This window comes from Gordonia heveisoli, from assembly GCF_030315745.1.
In the GTDB taxonomy this organism is placed as follows: domain Bacteria; phylum Actinomycetota; class Actinomycetes; order Mycobacteriales; family Mycobacteriaceae; genus Gordonia.
On the sequence record NZ_JASXSH010000007.1, the window covers coordinates 129319 to 145560 of the forward strand.

Consider the following 16242-nt stretch of genomic DNA (forward strand, 5'->3'; position numbering starts at 1 on the left):
CGGACCCGCCGACGACACGTCGCTCTCGCGCTCATGTCGACCCTGGCCGATCTCCTCGCCGAACACACCACTCTCGCCGACTCCGCGGCGGCGCACCTGCAGCGTCTGGTGGCCGAGTGGCAGTTGCTCGCAGATCTGTCCTTCGCTGATCTGTTGCTGTCGGTGCGCACCGAGTCGGGTGCGATCGTGACCGTCGCCCAATGCCGCCCGAACACCGCCTCGACGGTGTTCCCGAGCGATGAGGTGGGGACGGTCGTCGATGCGACGATGTCGTCGGGGATTACCCGACCGTTGGTGGCCCGGGCGTTCAGCGAGCCGCGGATCTTGCGTGACGAGGATCCGACCTGGCAGGGGACGATGGCGATCCGTCGGGAGGCGGTTCCGGTCGTCTTCGGTGCGGCTATCGTCGGCGTGCTGACGCGCGCAGTCGATCTCACCCATCCGCGGTTGCCGTCTCCCCTGGAACGGGCCTATCAGGATTGCGCCGACGATCTGTGTCAGATGGTCACCGATGGACTGTTCCCGCATGAGGAAGGCAATCCGCAAGGGCTGTCGACCCCGCGGGCCGGTGACGGTTTCATCCGGCTCGACGGCACCGGCGTGGTGACCTACACCAGTCCGAACGCGCTGTCGGCGCTGCATCGGATGGGCTGGACCGCGGAACTGACGAATACCCGGTTCGGTGAGGTGATCAAACAGGTCCTCAACGACGCCTTCGAGGCGGAGGACGTCGCGATGATGATCGATGCGGCCGCCGGTGCGAGCCGGCCACCCGAAGGTCCCTACCGTGACATCGGGATGCGAGTGGAGGTCGACGCCCGCCGGGCGACCGCGTTGATTCGTGCCGTGCCGCTGCGGCCGCGCGCGCAGGTGTCGGGTGCGGTGGTGCTCATCCGTGACGTCACCGAGGTCAAACGTCGCGACCGTGCCCTGATCAGTAAGGACGCGACTATCCGGGAAATCCATCACCGGGTGAAGAACAATCTGCAGTCCGTGTCGGCGTTACTCCGCCTGCAGGCGCGTAGAACGACCAACGCCGACGCCCGGCAGGCGCTGACCGAGGCCGTTCGCCGCGTCGCCTCCATCGCGCTGGTGCACGAACTACTCTCGGGCAGCGTCGACGAGGAGGTCGATCTCGACGAGGCGGTGGACCGGCTGGTGCCGATCCTGGTCGACGTGGCCTCCGGTGACGGCGCGGTGCGGGTTCGTCACGCTCAGCGATTAGGGGTGCTCGCCGCCGAGTCGGCGATGCCGTTGGTGATGGTGCTCACCGAACTTATCCAGAACGCCATCGAGCACGGATTCGACGGCACCCGCAGTGACGCGCAGATCGACATTCTCGCCGAACGAGATGTGCGCAATCTCCAGATCACCGTCTGCGACAACGGTTCCGGCCTGCCCGCCGATTTCGATCTGTCCACCTCGGAGCATCTCGGGCTGCAGATCGTCTCGACGCTGGTGTCGATTGAGCTCGGCGGTCAACTGACCATCGGGCCGCGGCCGGAAGGCTCCGGTACACAAGTGCGCCTGGTGATTCCGCTACACACCGGGACATGAAAAGACCCGGCCGTGATTGGCCGGGTCCTCATGCGGCCGCCGGGCGTGGGCGACCGGGCGTCGGCTAGACGCTGCTGCGGGTACGCGTACGTGCGGTGCGGCGCTTCAGGGCGCGACGCTCATCCTCGCTCATGCCGCCCCAGACGCCGGCGTCCTGTCCGGATTCCAAAGCCCACGACAGGCATTCGGCGGTGACGGGGCACCGCGCGCAGACGAGCTTCGCATCGGCGATCTGAGCGATGGCCGGTCCACTGGTTCCCACCGGGAAGAACAGTTCCGGATCCTCGTCGCGACAGATCGCCTTGTGACGCCAGTCCATTGCACTTCTCCTCACGTGCGTCTTTCGCGCACCACTCGATGACCCAAATTGGTTTTGTGTTGGCTGTAACCGATCGTTCACGCGGCCGCACCAAATGTTTCCGCGTTGTTGCTTGTGAATACTTTCACGAATTCAGCCGAAGTCAATGGGTTCGGCCGTCACCGTGGGGTAAATCACGTCGCTGGCCTAGCATCTGTTCGGCGGCGCATGGTCGGGGGGTGCGTGTAGTCGGTCACTCACCGATGTACTACTCTACGCGTCTTTCCGGTTTGCGGTAGTGAATTTTCCGCAGAGGTGATCGATCTGCCTGCATAAACTCCGGAAGAGGTCCGTCGGCGGGGTTACGCTCAGTGTATGAGACGTCGATGTTGATCTGTACCTTCACCTGATGGCACGCGGCTCCAGCTCGCCGCGACGGCGTCGGCGCTCTTCGCCGACCTCATCCCGCTGTACCCGATCTACGCGGTCATGTTCGCCGACCCGACGGTTACGGGGGTGTCATATTCGCCGACACAGATCTCGGCGTTGTTCGTCGTCTGGTCGGTCACCGCGTTCGTGGCTGAACTGCCCACCGGGGTGGTTGCCGACCGCTTCTCTCGTCGACGGCTGATCGTCGCGTCGCCGATCGTCACCGCAGCGGGCTTCGCGCTGTGGACCTGGTGGCCCTCGCTGCCGGCATATGCGGCCGGCTTCGTGCTGTGGGGGGTTGGTGGCGCACTGCGTTCGGGGTCGGCGCAGGCGCTGGTCTACGACGAACTTGCCGCATGCGGACAGGCGGGTCGGTATCCGGTGATCGCCGGCCGGATCCGGGCTGCGGAATCGGTCGGCGTCCTCGGCGGCACGGTCGCGGCTGCCCCACTGCTCTCCTGGGGTGGATACGCGGCGGCCGGCGCGGCCAGTGTCGCCGCGTGTGTCGTATCGGCGACCGCGGCTGCGTTTCTGCCGGAAAGTCACTGTCGCACAGTCGGTGACGATTCGGTCGGCGCCGTTACGGCGGAGGGTGGTTGGCGTCAGGTCGTCCGCGACGGTGGTCGGGTGGTGCGCTCCGATGCTGCGGTCCGGTGGTTGGTCGGACTGGTGGTGGCACTCACTTGGGTTGCGGCCCTTGATGAGTACCTTCCACTGCTCGCCGAATCGATTCTGACTCAGTCGAATAGGTCTTCCGGCAGTGTTGTGCCCGAGGTTGCGGCGCTGATGCTGATCGTCGACGTCGGTGTCGTCGCCGGTGGCCTGGCGGCCCGGTGGCGACCCGGCACGCGGATGTTCGGCGGGGTGCTCGGTGGCGGCGCGCTCGCGCTCGCTGCGGCGGCGGTGTGGGAGCGGCCGGCGGCGATGCTGCTGGTGGCGATGGCCTTCGGCGTGTTCACCTGGGCGCATGTGGTCACCGAGGCCGCACTGCAGGACCGGCTGTCGCCTCGCTCGCGGGCTACCGTCGGCTCGATCGTCGGTGTCGGTGAGGAAGTGGTGGCGGTCGGTGCCTTCGGTGCCTGGGCGCTCGGATCGCGATGGTGTGATCCCGCTGCGCTGTTCGCGGTCGCGGCCGGGCCGTATGTCGTGGTCGCGGCGTTCTTGATCGTCGGGGGCCGGGTCAGTCGGCCGGTGCGGCGACCGGGGGAGCGATCACTGTGAGGGCGTCGGCCCGGTGATGGAAGCTGATGTGGGTGAAGGCGCCGATGTAGTCGCCGTCCATCTGCACGTCGATCGGTTCCTGTGCGCGGAACTCCACCGACGCCACATCGTCCTCGCGGAAGAGGTGTCTGGCCTTGGGGTCGGCCTGGGTGAGCAGTCGGGTCGCGAGCGGCAGATTGCGGAGCACGCCGGTCGAGGTGGCGACGAAGACGCCGAGACGGGAGTCGAAGCCGGTCGTCGGGTTGGTGCGGATCTCCCGGCGCCCCAGATAGGTCCACGGACTGGTGTTGGAGACGAATCCGAAGCGGGCGCCGACGACGACCGGATGGTCGGGAACCAGGACGTCGAAGGTGGCCGAGCTGCCGGCGTTCTTGAAGAAGCTGCTCACCGTGGTCCACAGATAGCGCGCCGGGGTCGCGGCCTTACCCGCATGCCGCTTGTCCTCCATCGCGTGCACGACGATCGCGTCCATCCCCATACCCGCGTTGAACAGGAACCAGCGGTCGGCGGTGTAGCCGAGGCCGATGCGTCGCCGGACACCCCCGTCGATGAGGCCGATGATCTGCTGGGTGGCCTGCAGGGGGTCGGGGTCGATACCGAGGGTGCGGGCGAAGACGTTGGCGCTGCCGCCGGGGATGACCGCGAGCGCCGGGCGCCGACGGTGCGGGTCGCTGACCGCGGGGGTGTCGAGGAGTCCGTTGGTGGCCTCGTTCACCGAACCGTCGCCGCCGTGCACGATGACGACGTCGTAGTCCTCGTCGACGGCACGCCGCGCCAGTTCGCCGGCGTGGCCGCGGTGGGTGGTGTGTTCGACGTCGACCCGGAAGTGGGCACTGAGGGTGTGCACGAGTGCATCGCGGCCCGCCGGTGAGGTGGCGGTGGCGAATGGATTGACGATGAGCATGACGCGCACGACACCCGAGGATAATTGGCGCGTCCGATTCGCCGCACATCGCCCACCCCCCGCCGCCGTCGGCAGCGGTGGGTGGGCCGCACCGTCGTGGTCGGCACCCCATAGGCTGGGGCGGTGAGCAAGGAACCGATCGGCGAGGTCCACGACGAGATCCCGGCGCGTCCGCCGACCTCGATCCGGATCGCCGGTGCGGTTACCGCGGTCGAAGGACTGATAGCGGTCGTCGCCGCCCTGGTGCTGGTGGTGCGAGGTCTGGCCGGGCATCGGGAGACCGCGATCAGTGGGTACGGCACGGCGGCGTGGTTCGGCATCATCGGTGGCGGTGTGCTGGTCGGGGGACTCGCGCTGATCGCCGGCCGCCGCTGGGGCCGCGCGATCGCGCTGGTAGCCCAGATCCTGTTGCTACCGGTGGCCTACTACCTGTTCACCAGTCATCAGCCGGTGTTCGGGGTGCCGCTCGGGTTGGCTGCGCTGACCGTGCTCGGGGTGCTGTTCAGTCCGTCCGCGATCAATTGGCTGGCCGGCGAGATCGACGCCGACGGTTGAGTCGCAATGTTGCCGACGGCTGAGTCGCAATGTTGCCGACGGCTGAGTCGCAATGTGCCGACGGCTGAGTCGCGGTGTTGCCCGACGCACACCGCGTACGCGCGGTGGGGTGGCCGTACAGTAGTGCCCATGACGCGCACCCTCGCGATTGCCAATCAGAAGGGTGGGGTCGCCAAGACCACCACCGTGGAGTCCCTCGGGGCCGCGCTCGCGGATCTCGATGTGTCGGTTCTCGTCGTCGACCTGGATCCGCAGGGCTGCCTGACCTTTTCGCTGGGGCATGATCCCGATCAGCTGGAGACCTCGGTGCACGACGTGCTGCTCGGCGACGAGGAGATCGCCGACGTCCTCCTCGACACCGAGGACAACGTCACCCTCCTTCCTGCCACCATCGACCTCGCCGGGGCGGAGGCTCTGCTGCTGATGCGGCCCGGGCGTGAGTATGCACTCAAGCGTGCGCTGGCCGAGGTGGCACAGGATTACGACGTCATCCTCCTCGACTGCCCGCCGTCGCTGGGGGTGCTCACGCTCAACGGGCTGACCGCCGCGGATGAGGTGGTCGTGCCGCTGCAGTGCGAGACGTTGGCTCATCGCGGAGTCGGACAACTGTTGCGGACGGTTCGTGAGGTGCAGCAGATCACCAACCCGAATCTGACGATGCTGGGGGCGGTCGCAACGATCTTCGACGCACGCACCACCCATAGCCGCGACGTGTTGTCCGATGTGGCCGACCGCTACGACCTGCCGGTGCTGTCACCGCCGATCCCGCGGACCGTCCGGTTCGCGGAGGCCTCGGCATCGGGTACGTCGGTGATGCGGGGACGTAAGAACAAGGGTGCGTCGGCCTATCGGGAACTCGCCGAGAATCTGTGGAAGCACTGGGAGGCGGGCGAGCCGGTCCGGACTTTCGAGGACGTGTGATCGCAATCTGATCAGGCGGGAACGAAGGTCTCCACGTCGCCGCCGCGGGTTTCGACGACCATGTCGCCGATGACGCGCAGGCTGATCGGTCCCGACACCGGGCCGCTGCGGGTGAGGGGGATGGTGCGCAGTTCGCGTCCGGTCATCGGGTCGCGGACGCTGATTCCACTCGGGCTCGGCAGGAGGAGCTGCCCGGCCATGATCGCGCCGGGACCGAGAGCTCCGGGTACCTGATAGCGGGCGACCCCGGTATCGGCATCGAGCACCACCGTTGACACGCCCGTCCAATAGCTGACGACTGTTTCGCTACGCAGCGGAAAGCTAGACGGTGGCGGTGTCGGCAGCCCGTCGACGGTCGTTCCGTTGGCGGTCAACGGCGCACCGTCGGTGTTGAAGCGACGGATCGTCGGCGCCGAGCGGGTGACGGTGTTGACCCCGCCGTCGTAGACGGTGATCGCTTCGCTGCTCATGCCGATGATGACCGGTGCGGCTCCGACGGCGCCGTTGGTGATGATCGACGAACCGTACTGGGTGACGTGTTCCTCGGCGTCGAGGACTGCGCCGAGCACCGTCAGCCGGAAGCCTGGTTCGTTGCCGCAGCGTTCGACGACCGCCACCCGGTCGCCGGAGACCGCCGAGGAGAACAGCGTGCAGTCGGCCCGGCCCGGCTGGGTGTCGGGGTTCACGGGTGCGTCGACGCGGCCGTATTCGATGCCACGCACGAGGTTGGATCCCCAGGTTTCCAGCCGGGTCGGCCCCTGGGCGACGATGTAGCCGGAGTCGGTGATCAGCCGCAGCGTCGGGTCGGCGTCGCTGGACCGGGCGGCCGTCCGGCGGCCGGTCTTGGCGTCGAGGGCGGTCACCTCGGAGCATCCCCGTGAATTGCGGTACACGGCGAGTACCGAGTCGACGCTCCCCGGCCATGCGGTGGCGGTGGCACACAGCGCGAGGTCGCGCCGGTAGCTCCAGATCTCTCGCCCGGTTCGCGGGTCGCGGCCGATGACGGTGCCGCCGTCGCCGGTCACCACCACGGCGTCACCGACGGCCGGCACGGTGGTGGCGGGTGAGTGGGCGTGCCAGGCGGCCCGGAACGCGGCCGGGATCGTGCGCACCGGGTCCACCGACGGTGGTGTGTGCGCCGCCTGGGCGCTGTCGGTATGGCGGACCGGGCTGACATACCAGGCCAGGACGCCGACTGCGACGACGAGCACCACGATGATCGCGGTGATCGTCAGATCGAGCCGGGTGCGGCGTTCCGGGGCGACTCGTGGCACGGGAGCGGCGAACCTGTCGTCAGGGGGTCGGGTTGGCGGTTGGTGTCGCCGAGCCTATTCGGCGGTGGCGGCCGCGGTGTCGGCGGCCTGATTGTCGGTGGTCTGCCCGTCACCGCTGCGTTTGGCGCCGGAACGACGACGGCGGCGGCGACGCGGCTTGCCCGCACCGTTCTCCGCGGCTTGGTCGCTGTCGGTAGCGGCACCGGCGTCGGCGGTGGTGGTCGCTGCCGGGGCGTCCGCGGCGGGTGCGGTGCCCGCATCCGACTTGCCGGCACGCGTGCGGCGGCGGGTGCGGGTGCGGGTGCTGTTGCGTTCGCGCGGCTTGCGCTCTTCGCGCGTCCCGTCACGTTCGGGCCGTGGGGCGACGATGCGGCCGGTCGCCGACTCCGGGATGGACAGTTGCTCACGCAGGTGCTCGGAAGTCGAGTAGGTCTCTTCCGGTGCCGGGATGCCAAGTCCCAGGGCGGAATTGATCAGTTCCCAGCGGTGCAGCTCGTCCCAGTCGACCAGGGTGATGGCGATGCCGGTGCGGCCGGCGCGACCGGTACGGCCGATCCGGTGCACATAGGTCTTGTCGTCTTCGGGGCACTGGTAGTTGATGACGTGGGTGACGTCGTCGATGTCGATGCCGCGGGCGGCGACGTCGGTGGCGACCAGCACGTCGATGGTGCCCTCGCGGAACTTGTTGAGCGCCTTCTCACGAGCGACCTGACCGAGGTCGCCGTGCACGGCACCCACGGAGAAGCCGCGCTCGGCGAGATCGTCGGCGACCTTCTGTGCGGTCCGCTTGGTGCGGGTGAAGATCATCGTCGCGCCGCGACCGTCGGCCTGCAGGACGCGTGCGACCAGTTCGGCCTTGTCCAGTGCGTGAGCGCGGAAGATGTACTGGGTGGTGCGCTCATGGACCGCGGAGTCGTTGGCGTGCTCGGCGCGGATGTGCGTCGGCCGGTTCAGGAAGGTGCGGGCCAGCGTGACGATCGGCCCCGGCATGGTGGCCGAGAACAGCATGGTCTGCCGCGGGGTGGGCAGTGCGCCCATGATGCGCTCGATGTCGGGCAGGAAGCCGAGGTCGAGCATTTCGTCTGCCTCGTCGAGAACCAGCACCCCGACTTTGCCGAGCACCAGGTGTCCCTGGTTGGCCAGGTCGAGTAGTCGACCCGGGGTGCCGACGACGACGTCGACGCCCGACTGCAGTTCGGCGATCTGTGACTCGTAGGGCCGCCCGCCGTAGATCGCGGTGATCTTCAGATCTCGCGGGGTGCCGTCGGCCAGCGTGATGCCGACGCCCTTGGCGGCAACCTCGAGGTCGCCGTGTACCTGCAGGCACAGTTCGCGGGTCGGGACGATGATCAGGGCTCGCGGAGTGTTGTCGAGTGCCCGCAGCCCGGTGGCCTCGGCGTTGGCGAGGCGGTGCAGCAGGGGCACGCCGAAGCCGTAGGTCTTGCCCATACCGGTGCGAGCCTGACCGATCAGGTCGTCGCCGCTGAGCGCCAGCGGGAGTGTGAGTTCCTGGATGGCGAAGGTGTGCGTCTTACCGTCCTCGGCGAGGGCGGCGACGATACGGTCGTCGACACCCAGTTCGGCGAAGGTCGGGGAGGTGTGGGACTCGTCGACGATGGTGGTCTGCACGTCGTCGGTGCTGGTTGTCTGCACGGTCGAATCAGTCATGTGCGGTTATGTGCCTTTCTGGCCTGTCGTCTCATGCACGCACTGTCTCCGGCACGGACGAGATGGCTCGAAAGTGCGCGCGCTATGTCGCGGTCGCCGGGATCGGTGACGTCCGCGCGCGAGCGGGAAATCGCTCGCGGGGCGTCGCCTCGCACGTCGGCGCGCTCCCGCCGGAAGGGCGGAGCGGCGGGCGGTGGCCCGGTCTACCGGTGTCGAGTGTACTTGGTGGTCGCTGTTTGCCCTGCATCGCGGCCGTTGCGGTGGTGTCGGCGGCGAGGTTTCGAGGTCACTTGGTGAAGGCTGCGCGCGGTGCCTACGATCAGTGCATGACGAGCCCGACGCCATCGTCCGAGACCCCCCAACCTTTCACCGTCGACCCGGATGACCCGGCGATCGTCAAACTCTTCGCCGTGCTGCTGGCAGGCGAATTCACCGCGTTCTACCGCCTGATGGACGAGTCGGCGATGGCGCCCGACGTGCCGAGTCAGGTCGCGATCGCGCGGATGGCGGGCTCGGAGATCGCGCATTTCGAGAAACTTGCCGAGCGGGTGTCGGCAGCGGGAATGGATCCGGCGGAGGCGGTCACCCGGTATCGCTCGGTCTTCGACCAGTACCACGACGTCACGACCCCCAAGACCTGGCTGGAGGCGCTGGTCAAGGCGTATGTGGGGGATGGGCTGGCCGCCGACTTCTACTCCGAGTTGGCCGGTGTGCTTCCCGCCGACGCGCAGGCGCTGGTGGCGGAGGTGATGGCGGCGACCGACAGTTCGCATTTCGCTCGCGATCAGGTCCGGGCCGCGTTGGCCGTGCGGCCGGAATTGGCCTCACCGCTGACGCTGTGGGGTCGTCGCCTGCTCGGTGAGGCGATCACCCACGCGCAGTGGGTTCTCGCCGCCGAGGAAGAGGTCACCGATCTGCTGTTCCGGGGTGCGACGTCGTTGCAGGGGGTCGCCACCTTCTTCGACGCAGTCGCCGACCGGCACGCCCAACGGATGTCTGATCTGGGTCTGGGCTGAGAACGACCACTGCTCCCTGAGGCGCCGGCGCGATGGTGAGGCCGCAAAGGGTGATCGCCGACGGCGGGGAGTGCACCTATGACACCTGTTTTCGCTGTCAGCGGAGCGGGTGTCGGGGGTCGCGAGGGCTGCACTAGCCTTGGTGACAGGGTCGATTCCGAAGATCGATCGGTACCGGAGATCGAATGAGAAGGGTGGCCAATGTCCGTTGAAGTGAAGATCGGCATCACCGACAGCCCGCGTGAGCTGACCATTACGTCGGACCTCACCAGTGAGAAGGCCTATGCGGCGGTCGAGGCGGCCCTCGGTGGAAGCCAGCAGCTGCTGTCCCTCGTCGACGAGAAGGGTGCGCGCTACATCGTGCCGGTGACGAAGATCGCCTATGTCGAGGTCGGTGCGTCCGAGAACCGCAAGGTCGGTTTCGGTTCCTGACCGGCACCCAGAGTAGAAACGCGAGCGTAGAAACGCGAGAGCAGAACTGCGGCGACCCCACCGGAAAGGTGGGGTCGCCGCAGTTTTGTCGTGATATCTGGGTGGGGGGTCAGCCGTCGAGTTCGGCGGTTGCCCTGGCCTCGGCTGCCGCCTGCTTGGGCACGCCGGCCAGACCACCCCACAGCAGTGCGACGGTGGTGTCCACCGCGGCCTGCTTGTCCACCGGCCGCTTGGCCTCCAGCCAGTAGCGGGCGTTGACCTGGCTGGCGCCGACCAGCCCGGCGGCCAGCATGCGTGACCGGTAGGGGTCGAGACCGGAATCGTGCATCACCAGTCCGTAGACGGCGTCGACGCACGCTTCGGTGGCGCCCTCGACGCGCCGGACGACCGCCGGATCCATCGCATCCGAGGAGAAGATCAGCCGATAACCCGAGTTGTCCTGGTCGATGAAATCGAAGAATGCCTGCACCGCGGCACGGACGCGCTGACGGTTGTCGGTGGTGGTTCGCAGGGCGTTGTTGACGTCGCTGACGAGCTTCTCCGAGTGGCTGTCGACCACGGCGATATAGAGGTCGAGCTTCGACGGAAAATGCTGGTACAGGACAGGTTTGCTGACGCCGGCGTGTACTGCGATCTCATCCATGCCCGCAGAGTGGTATCCGCGTTCGACGAAGATCTCGCTGGCCGCGTCGAGCAGCTGCATGCGTCGGGCGCTGCGGGGCAGGCGCGTGCTTCGCCCGGTCTGGGCGGACGCATTGGCGGTGGTCGACATGCGTCTGAGCGTACTCGGAGGACCTTCCTGCGCAGCATCTGCGGTGCGCTGTGAGAAAGTTGATCCGTGAGCCGCACAGAGGAAGGTGGCCCCGATCCGGTGGACGGACAGGGACACACCAGGGATGTCGGCCCGAGATCGTCGGGGCGTCCTCGGCCGGATCAGCCACTGCGTGCGCGGTGGGATCCGACTGACGACAACGGCCGGCCGCGGGCCGACCGCAATGCTGCGTCCAACCGGAAGATGCAGTCCGCGCTCGGCCGGTTCGTCACCACCTACGGGTGGCGGGCCTACGCGATCCCGGTCCTGGTGATCCTGACGATCGTGCTGATCGTGGTGACCGTCCACGACAGCCGTTCGACGGCGTCGGCGACGCTGGACACCGACCCCGAAGGCGTGCGCAACACCGACGTCACCAAGGAGACCCGGCCGATCGGCGTACCGACCGGGAAGATCCAGGAGGCCGCGCTGCCCGCCGGGGCGCTACCGGACGGCGGCCCATACACCCGGACCGGCAAACGTGTCTTTCACGCCGTGAAGGGTACGTCCCCGCGCGTCGGGACCGGACAGGAATACACCTACACCGTCGAAGTCGAGAATGGGTTGAACCCCAACGACTTCGGTGGTGACAAGACCTTCGCGCACATGGTCGACACCACCCTGGCGAACCGGCACAGCTGGATCGGCGACGGCAAGGTGTCCTTCCGTCGGATCGATTCCGGTGAACCCGACCTGCGGGTGTCGCTGACCTCCACCGCGACCACTCGCGAACTGTGCGGCTACCAGATCCGGCTGGAGACCTCCTGCTTCTATCCGCCGGACGGGCGCGTCGTTCTCAACGAGGCCAGGTGGGTGCGTGGCGCGACCTCCTACGAGGGCGACGGGCTGGCCTATCGGCAGTACCTGATCAACCACGAGGTCGGGCACGGCATCGGCTATGAGGCGCACGAGCCCTGTAAGGAAGACGGGTCGCTCGCGCCGATCATGATGCAGCAGTCCTTCGGGGTCGCCAATCGTCAGATCGTCGCGCTCGATCCCAAGATGAAGGCGAATCCGAACTACGTGTGCCGGCCGAATCCGTGGCCGTATCCGACGGCGCACTAAGTTCCGGGACACCGACGTCGGGTCGGGCCCGGGGAATGGCAGCCGCCGCGTCGTCGTTGCAGCCAGAAGCCGCGGGTCATCGCGGACAGACCATCATGGATGAAGACGGAGGCGGTCGTGTCGTCGCACAGGGTGCCATCAACTGGGTCGTTGCCGCCGCTGGTGGAACCGGCCGCGGAATTGAGCAATGACGAGGTCGCCCGCTACAGCAGGCACCTCATCATTCCCGACGTGGGTATGGACGGGCAGAAGCGTCTGAAGAACGCCCGCGTGCTGGTCATCGGTGCAGGTGGCCTGGGATCGCCGACGCTGCTGTATCTGGCCGCGGCCGGCGTCGGCACCATCGGCATCGTCGAATTCGACGTCGTCGACGAGTCCAATCTGCAGCGGCAGGTGATCCACGGACAGTCCGACGTCGGGCGGCCCAAGGCCGAGAGCGCCCGCGATTCGATCCACGAGATCAACCCGTACGTCACCGTCAACATCCACGATCAGCGTCTGGAGCCCGAAGGCGCGGTGGAGTTGTTCTCCACCTACGACCTGATCCTCGACGGCACCGACAACTTCGCCACCCGCTACCTCGTCAACGATGCCGCGGTGCTGGCGCACAAGCCGTATGTCTGGGGTTCGATCTACCGCTTCGAGGGCCAGGCGTCGGTCTTTTGGGAGGACGCGCCCGACGGTCGGGGTATCAACTATCGCGACCTGTATCCGCAGGCGCCGCCACCGGGAATGGTGCCTTCCTGCGCCGAGGGCGGCGTGCTGGGCATCCTGTGCGCGTCGATCGGCTCGATCATGGGTACCGAGGCCATCAAACTGATCTGCGGCATCGGCGAACCCCTGCTGGGCCGGTTGATGGTCTACGACGCCCTCGACATGACCTACCGCACCATCCGGATCCGCAAGGATCCCGACGGTGAATCGATCACCGGGCTGATCGACTACGAGGAGTTCTGCGGCGTCGTCTCCGCCGACGCTGCCGCCGCGGCCGCGGATTCGACGCTGACCGCCGCGGAACTCAAGGACAAACTCGACGCCGGGGAGAAGCTGGCACTGATCGACGTGCGTGAACCGGTGGAATGGGACATCGTGCACATCGACGGCGCCACCCTGATTCCCAAGGGCGACATCCTCTCCGGAGCCGGGCTGGCCGACATCCCGCAGGACCGGCCGACCGTGCTCTACTGCAAGACCGGCGTCCGATCCGCCGAGGCACTGGCCGCGCTCAAACGGGCCGGCTTCGCCGACGCCACCCACTTGCAGGGTGGCGTGACGGCGTGGGCCAACCAGGTCGACAAATCGCTGCCGGTCTACTGAGGCGACCGGACGCCGGGATTATCCGGTGGCGTGTGTCACAGTCGCGGTAGTGTCGGTGCTTCCGCGACGTGCGTCGCTGCCGGGTTCGTGGTGTTCGGCTCGGTAATCTCTGCAGTTGTGAACGCTTCCCTGCAGCCGCCCGAGCATGTGCTCAACACATTCGGGCTGACCTCCCACCCGCCGATCCCGATGGGGGATTCGTGGCTCGGGGGCTGGCGGGTGGGTGAGGTCGTGCTCTCCTTGGTGCCCGATCATGCGCGGGCCGCGTGGTCGGCCTCGGTGCGTGAGTCGCTCTACGTCGAGGGTCTACGCATCGCACGGCCATTCCGTGCGACCGATGGCCGGTACGTGGTGTCGGGTTGGCGTGCGGACACCTACATCGCGGGTTCACCGGAACCACGACATGACGAAGTGGTCGCCGTCGCCGACCGCCTGCACGAGGCGACCGCCGGTCTCGACCGGCCGCGTTTTCTGCTGCAACCGCCTGCCCCGCCGCATACCGACGTCGACGTCTTCACGGCCGCCGATCGTGCCGCGTGGGAGGACGTGCCGCTGCGGTCGGCGCGCGGTGCGGGGATGGCCGAGCCGTCGTCGGAGGACGGCATGCGCAGCGTCGAGATCATCAAAACCCTTGGCACCCTGCGTAAACCGGTCGACTTGCCGTCCCAGGTGGTGCACGGTGATCTCTTCGGTACGGTACTTTTCGCCGGTGCTGCGGCACCCGGCATCACCGACATCGTGCCGTACTGGCGGCCGGCGTCCTGGGCGGCCGCGGTGGCCGTCGTCGACTCGCTCGCGTGGGGCGGCGCCGACGAGGGGCTGGTGCACCGATGGGCTGATCAGCCGGAGTGGCCGCAGATGATGCTGCGGGCCACGATGTTTCGATTGGCTGTGCACGCCCTGCACCCGAGGTCCACCGCGGGCGCACTCCCTGGGCTGGAACGAGTCGTCGAAATCGTGCGCCTGCTCGTATAACCGCAGGTCGGGGTCGTGTGATGCCGATCCCACAACCTCTCACACATCGCCTGTGTCGATGTGAGCACAACGTGACCACGCGGTCATCGGAGTGCAAACCCGTGCAACACGCGGTCCTTAACTTTGGTTCCAATCGCACGACAATGCTGTCGTCGGTGTCCTCTACAGCTCCATCGTCCGCCCGGCGGGCGACAACCACAGCATGGGACCGGAACACATATGGCATCCGCATTTTCAGACCTGAAGAAGAACCTCACCCGTGACCACACGATCACCGACTGGGATCCCGAAGATCGGGAGGCGTGGGACGCGGGCAACGACAAGATCGCCAAGCGAAATCTGATCTGGTCGGTCATCTGTGAACATGTCGGCTTCTCGGTCTGGTCACTGTTCTCGGTGATGACCCTGTTCATGGGTGCCGAGTACGGCATCAGTGCAGATCAGAAGTTCGTCATCGCGGCGACGGCGACTTTCGTCGGATCATGTTTGCGCATTCCCTACACCCAGGCCACGGCCCGTTTCGGTGGCCGCAACTGGGCGATCTTCTCCGCGGTAGTCCTGCTCATCCCCACCGGCCTGACGATGATGCTGATGATGAACCCGGGCGAGTTCGGCTTCGGCTGGTTCCTCGCGGTGGCTGCGATCACCGGTTTCGGTGGCGGCAACTTCGCATCGTCGATGACCAATATCAACGCCTTCTATCCGCAGCGTCTGAAGGGCTGGGCCCTGGGCCTCAACGCCGGCGGCGGCAACATCGGGGTGCCTGCCGTCCAGCTGATCGGTCTGCTGGTCATCTGGCTGGCTGCGGACAGCCCCGAGATCGTCTGTGCCGTCTACCTGTTCGCGCTGGCGATCGCCGGTGTCGGTGCGGCGCTCTACATGGACAACCTCGATCACCAGACCTCCAGCGGCAAGGCCATGCTCGACTGCCTGCGGCACCGCGACACCTGGCTGATCTGCCTGCTCTACGTCGGCACCTTCGGCTCGTTCATCGGCTTCGGTTTCGCCTTCAGCCAGGTCCTCAACCTCAGCTTCACCTCGGCCGGGGTGGGCAAGCCCGCGCTGGCCGCCGCCCAGATCGCCTGGATCGGACCGCTGCTCGGGTCGCTGGCCCGCCCCTACGGCGGCAAGCTGGCCGACCGCATCGGCGGCGGCAAGGTCACCCTGTACTGCTTCATCGCGATGATCTTCTCCTCGGCCATCCTGGTGGTCGCCGGCACGATCGCCGACAACAACGGCAAGGTCATCACCGGCGGTGTGCTGGCCGCTTTCATCACCGGCTTCATCCTGCTGTTCCTGATCTCCGGTATCGCCAACGGCTCGGTGTACAAGATCATCCCGACGATCTGGGAGCACAAGGCGCAGTTCCTGCCCGGCATGACCAGTCTCGCCAAGACCAAGTGGTCCCGCAGCATGTCCGGCGCACTGATCGGAATCGCCGGAGCCGCAGGAGGTCTGGGTGGCGTCGGTATCAACCTGGTGCTGCGGGCCAGCTACCAGTCCAACAAGTCGGCCACCCTCGCCTTCTGGGTGTTCATGAGCTTCTACGTCCTCGCCGCCGTGGTGACCTGGTGGTTCTACGCACGTCGCCAGATCGTCGTCGGTGAGACGACCGACCTTCCCGTCGTCGCTGCGGACGGTAAGACCGAGCAGTCCGGCATGACCGAAGAGACCGTCACGACCGGGCAGGCCGAGGACGTCACGACCTCGACCACCGATCCCGGTGCCACCGACAAGGCATTGGCCTAGCCGTCCGAGACGACGCCGCCCGTCAGCCCGGACGTCCGTCCTCAATCAAG

15 protein-coding genes are annotated in these 16242 nt (G+C 67.0%); 10 read left to right on the forward strand and 5 right to left on the reverse strand.

Annotated elements, in window-relative coordinates; translation table 11 throughout:
* The first annotated feature begins 33 nt into the window (after positions 1 to 33).
* A complete protein-coding gene (locus QSJ18_RS08485) occupies positions 34 to 1557 on the forward strand; it encodes a sensor histidine kinase (RefSeq protein WP_286325925.1) in 1524 nt (507 codons plus the stop codon).
* 64 nt (positions 1558 to 1621) lie between these two features.
* On the opposite strand, the gene QSJ18_RS08490 is transcribed toward QSJ18_RS08485, so the two are convergent.
* Complete coding sequence (locus QSJ18_RS08490) at positions 1622 to 1876, reverse strand: WhiB family transcriptional regulator (RefSeq protein WP_005170735.1); 255 nt, start codon at positions 1874 to 1876, stop codon at positions 1622 to 1624.
* Between the two features lie 495 nt (positions 1877 to 2371).
* Between QSJ18_RS08490 and QSJ18_RS08495 the strand changes: the two genes are divergently transcribed.
* The gene (locus tag QSJ18_RS08495; RefSeq protein WP_286325926.1) at positions 2372 to 3505 is read left to right on the forward strand and encodes an MFS transporter; all 1134 of its coding nucleotides are present in this window, start codon (positions 2372 to 2374) and stop codon (positions 3503 to 3505) included.
* Here QSJ18_RS08495 and QSJ18_RS08500 read toward each other — a convergent pair.
* Positions 3465 to 4409, reverse strand: a complete 945-nt coding sequence (locus QSJ18_RS08500) for a diacylglycerol/lipid kinase family protein (RefSeq protein ID WP_286326001.1) — start codon at positions 4407 to 4409, stop codon at positions 3465 to 3467. The genes QSJ18_RS08495 and QSJ18_RS08500 overlap by 41 nt on opposite strands.
* A 123-nt stretch (positions 4410 to 4532) precedes the next feature.
* Here QSJ18_RS08500 and QSJ18_RS08505 point away from each other — a divergent pair, with 123 nt between their 5' ends.
* Positions 4533 to 4964, forward strand: coding sequence for a hypothetical protein (locus QSJ18_RS08505; protein ID WP_286325927.1), 432 nt, complete (start codon positions 4533 to 4535; stop codon positions 4962 to 4964).
* A gap of 129 nt (positions 4965 to 5093) precedes the next feature.
* Entirely contained in the window at positions 5094 to 5885 is a 792-nt protein-coding gene (locus QSJ18_RS08510; RefSeq protein WP_286325928.1) for a ParA family protein, read from the forward strand.
* 11 nt (positions 5886 to 5896) lie between these two features.
* On the opposite strand, the gene QSJ18_RS08515 is transcribed toward QSJ18_RS08510, so the two are convergent.
* A complete protein-coding gene (locus tag QSJ18_RS08515) occupies positions 5897 to 7159 on the reverse strand; it encodes an Rv3212 family protein (protein ID WP_286325929.1) in 1263 nt (420 codons plus the stop codon).
* Between the two features lie 54 nt (positions 7160 to 7213).
* Positions 7214 to 8827 (reverse strand): DEAD/DEAH box helicase, encoded by a 1614-nt coding sequence (locus QSJ18_RS08520; protein ID WP_286325931.1) that lies wholly within the window; start codon positions 8825 to 8827, stop codon positions 7214 to 7216.
* A gap of 326 nt (positions 8828 to 9153) precedes the next feature.
* Between QSJ18_RS08520 and QSJ18_RS08525 the strand changes: the two genes are divergently transcribed.
* Positions 9154 to 9843: a ferritin-like fold-containing protein gene (locus QSJ18_RS08525; protein WP_286325932.1), complete on the forward strand. Its 690-nt coding sequence runs from the start codon at positions 9154 to 9156 to the stop codon at positions 9841 to 9843.
* A 201-nt stretch (positions 9844 to 10044) separates the two neighbouring features.
* Positions 10045 to 10275, forward strand: a complete 231-nt coding sequence (locus QSJ18_RS08530; RefSeq protein WP_286325933.1) for a DUF3107 domain-containing protein — start codon at positions 10045 to 10047, stop codon at positions 10273 to 10275.
* 109 nt (positions 10276 to 10384) lie between these two features.
* On the opposite strand, the gene QSJ18_RS08535 is transcribed toward QSJ18_RS08530, so the two are convergent.
* Complete coding sequence (locus tag QSJ18_RS08535; protein ID WP_286325934.1) at positions 10385 to 11047, reverse strand: TetR/AcrR family transcriptional regulator; 663 nt, start codon at positions 11045 to 11047, stop codon at positions 10385 to 10387.
* A 66-nt stretch (positions 11048 to 11113) separates the two neighbouring features.
* On the opposite strand from QSJ18_RS08535, the gene QSJ18_RS08540 reads away from it, so the two are divergent.
* From QSJ18_RS08540 to QSJ18_RS08555, 4 genes are all read left to right on the forward strand, one after another.
* Positions 11114 to 12151: a DUF3152 domain-containing protein gene (locus QSJ18_RS08540; protein ID WP_286325935.1), complete on the forward strand. Its 1038-nt coding sequence runs from the start codon at positions 11114 to 11116 to the stop codon at positions 12149 to 12151.
* A 99-nt stretch (positions 12152 to 12250) separates the two neighbouring features.
* Positions 12251 to 13468: an adenylyltransferase/sulfurtransferase MoeZ gene (moeZ, locus tag QSJ18_RS08545; protein WP_286325936.1), complete on the forward strand. Its 1218-nt coding sequence runs from the start codon at positions 12251 to 12253 to the stop codon at positions 13466 to 13468.
* 117 nt (positions 13469 to 13585) lie between these two features.
* Positions 13586 to 14443: a TIGR02569 family protein gene (locus QSJ18_RS08550; RefSeq protein WP_286325937.1), complete on the forward strand. Its 858-nt coding sequence runs from the start codon at positions 13586 to 13588 to the stop codon at positions 14441 to 14443.
* Positions 14444 to 14662: 219 nt separating this feature from the next.
* Positions 14663 to 16192 (forward strand): nitrate/nitrite transporter, encoded by a 1530-nt coding sequence (locus QSJ18_RS08555; RefSeq protein WP_286325938.1) that lies wholly within the window; start codon positions 14663 to 14665, stop codon positions 16190 to 16192.
* The last annotated feature ends 50 nt before the right edge of the window (positions 16193 to 16242 follow it).

Coding starts and splice junctions, on each gene's coding strand:
- QSJ18_RS08485 (WP_286325925.1), top strand. CDS start 34: ATGTCGACCCTGGCCGATCTCCTCGCCGAACACACCACTCTCGCCGAC.
- QSJ18_RS08490 (WP_005170735.1), bottom strand. CDS start 1,876: ATGGACTGGCGTCACAAGGCGATCTGTCGCGACGAGGATCCGGAACTG.
- QSJ18_RS08500 (WP_286326001.1), bottom strand. CDS start 4,409: ATGCTCATCGTCAATCCATTCGCCACCGCCACCTCACCGGCGGGCCGC.
- QSJ18_RS08510 (WP_286325928.1), top strand. CDS start 5,094: ATGACGCGCACCCTCGCGATTGCCAATCAGAAGGGTGGGGTCGCCAAG.
- QSJ18_RS08520 (WP_286325931.1), bottom strand. CDS start 8,827: ATGACTGATTCGACCGTGCAGACAACCAGCACCGACGACGTGCAGACC.
- QSJ18_RS08525 (WP_286325932.1), top strand. CDS start 9,154: ATGACGAGCCCGACGCCATCGTCCGAGACCCCCCAACCTTTCACCGTC.
- QSJ18_RS08530 (WP_286325933.1), top strand. CDS start 10,045: ATGTCCGTTGAAGTGAAGATCGGCATCACCGACAGCCCGCGTGAGCTG.
- QSJ18_RS08535 (WP_286325934.1), bottom strand. CDS start 11,047: ATGTCGACCACCGCCAATGCGTCCGCCCAGACCGGGCGAAGCACGCGC.
- moeZ (WP_286325936.1), top strand. CDS start 12,251: ATGAAGACGGAGGCGGTCGTGTCGTCGCACAGGGTGCCATCAACTGGG.
- QSJ18_RS08555 (WP_286325938.1), top strand. CDS start 14,663: ATGGCATCCGCATTTTCAGACCTGAAGAAGAACCTCACCCGTGACCAC.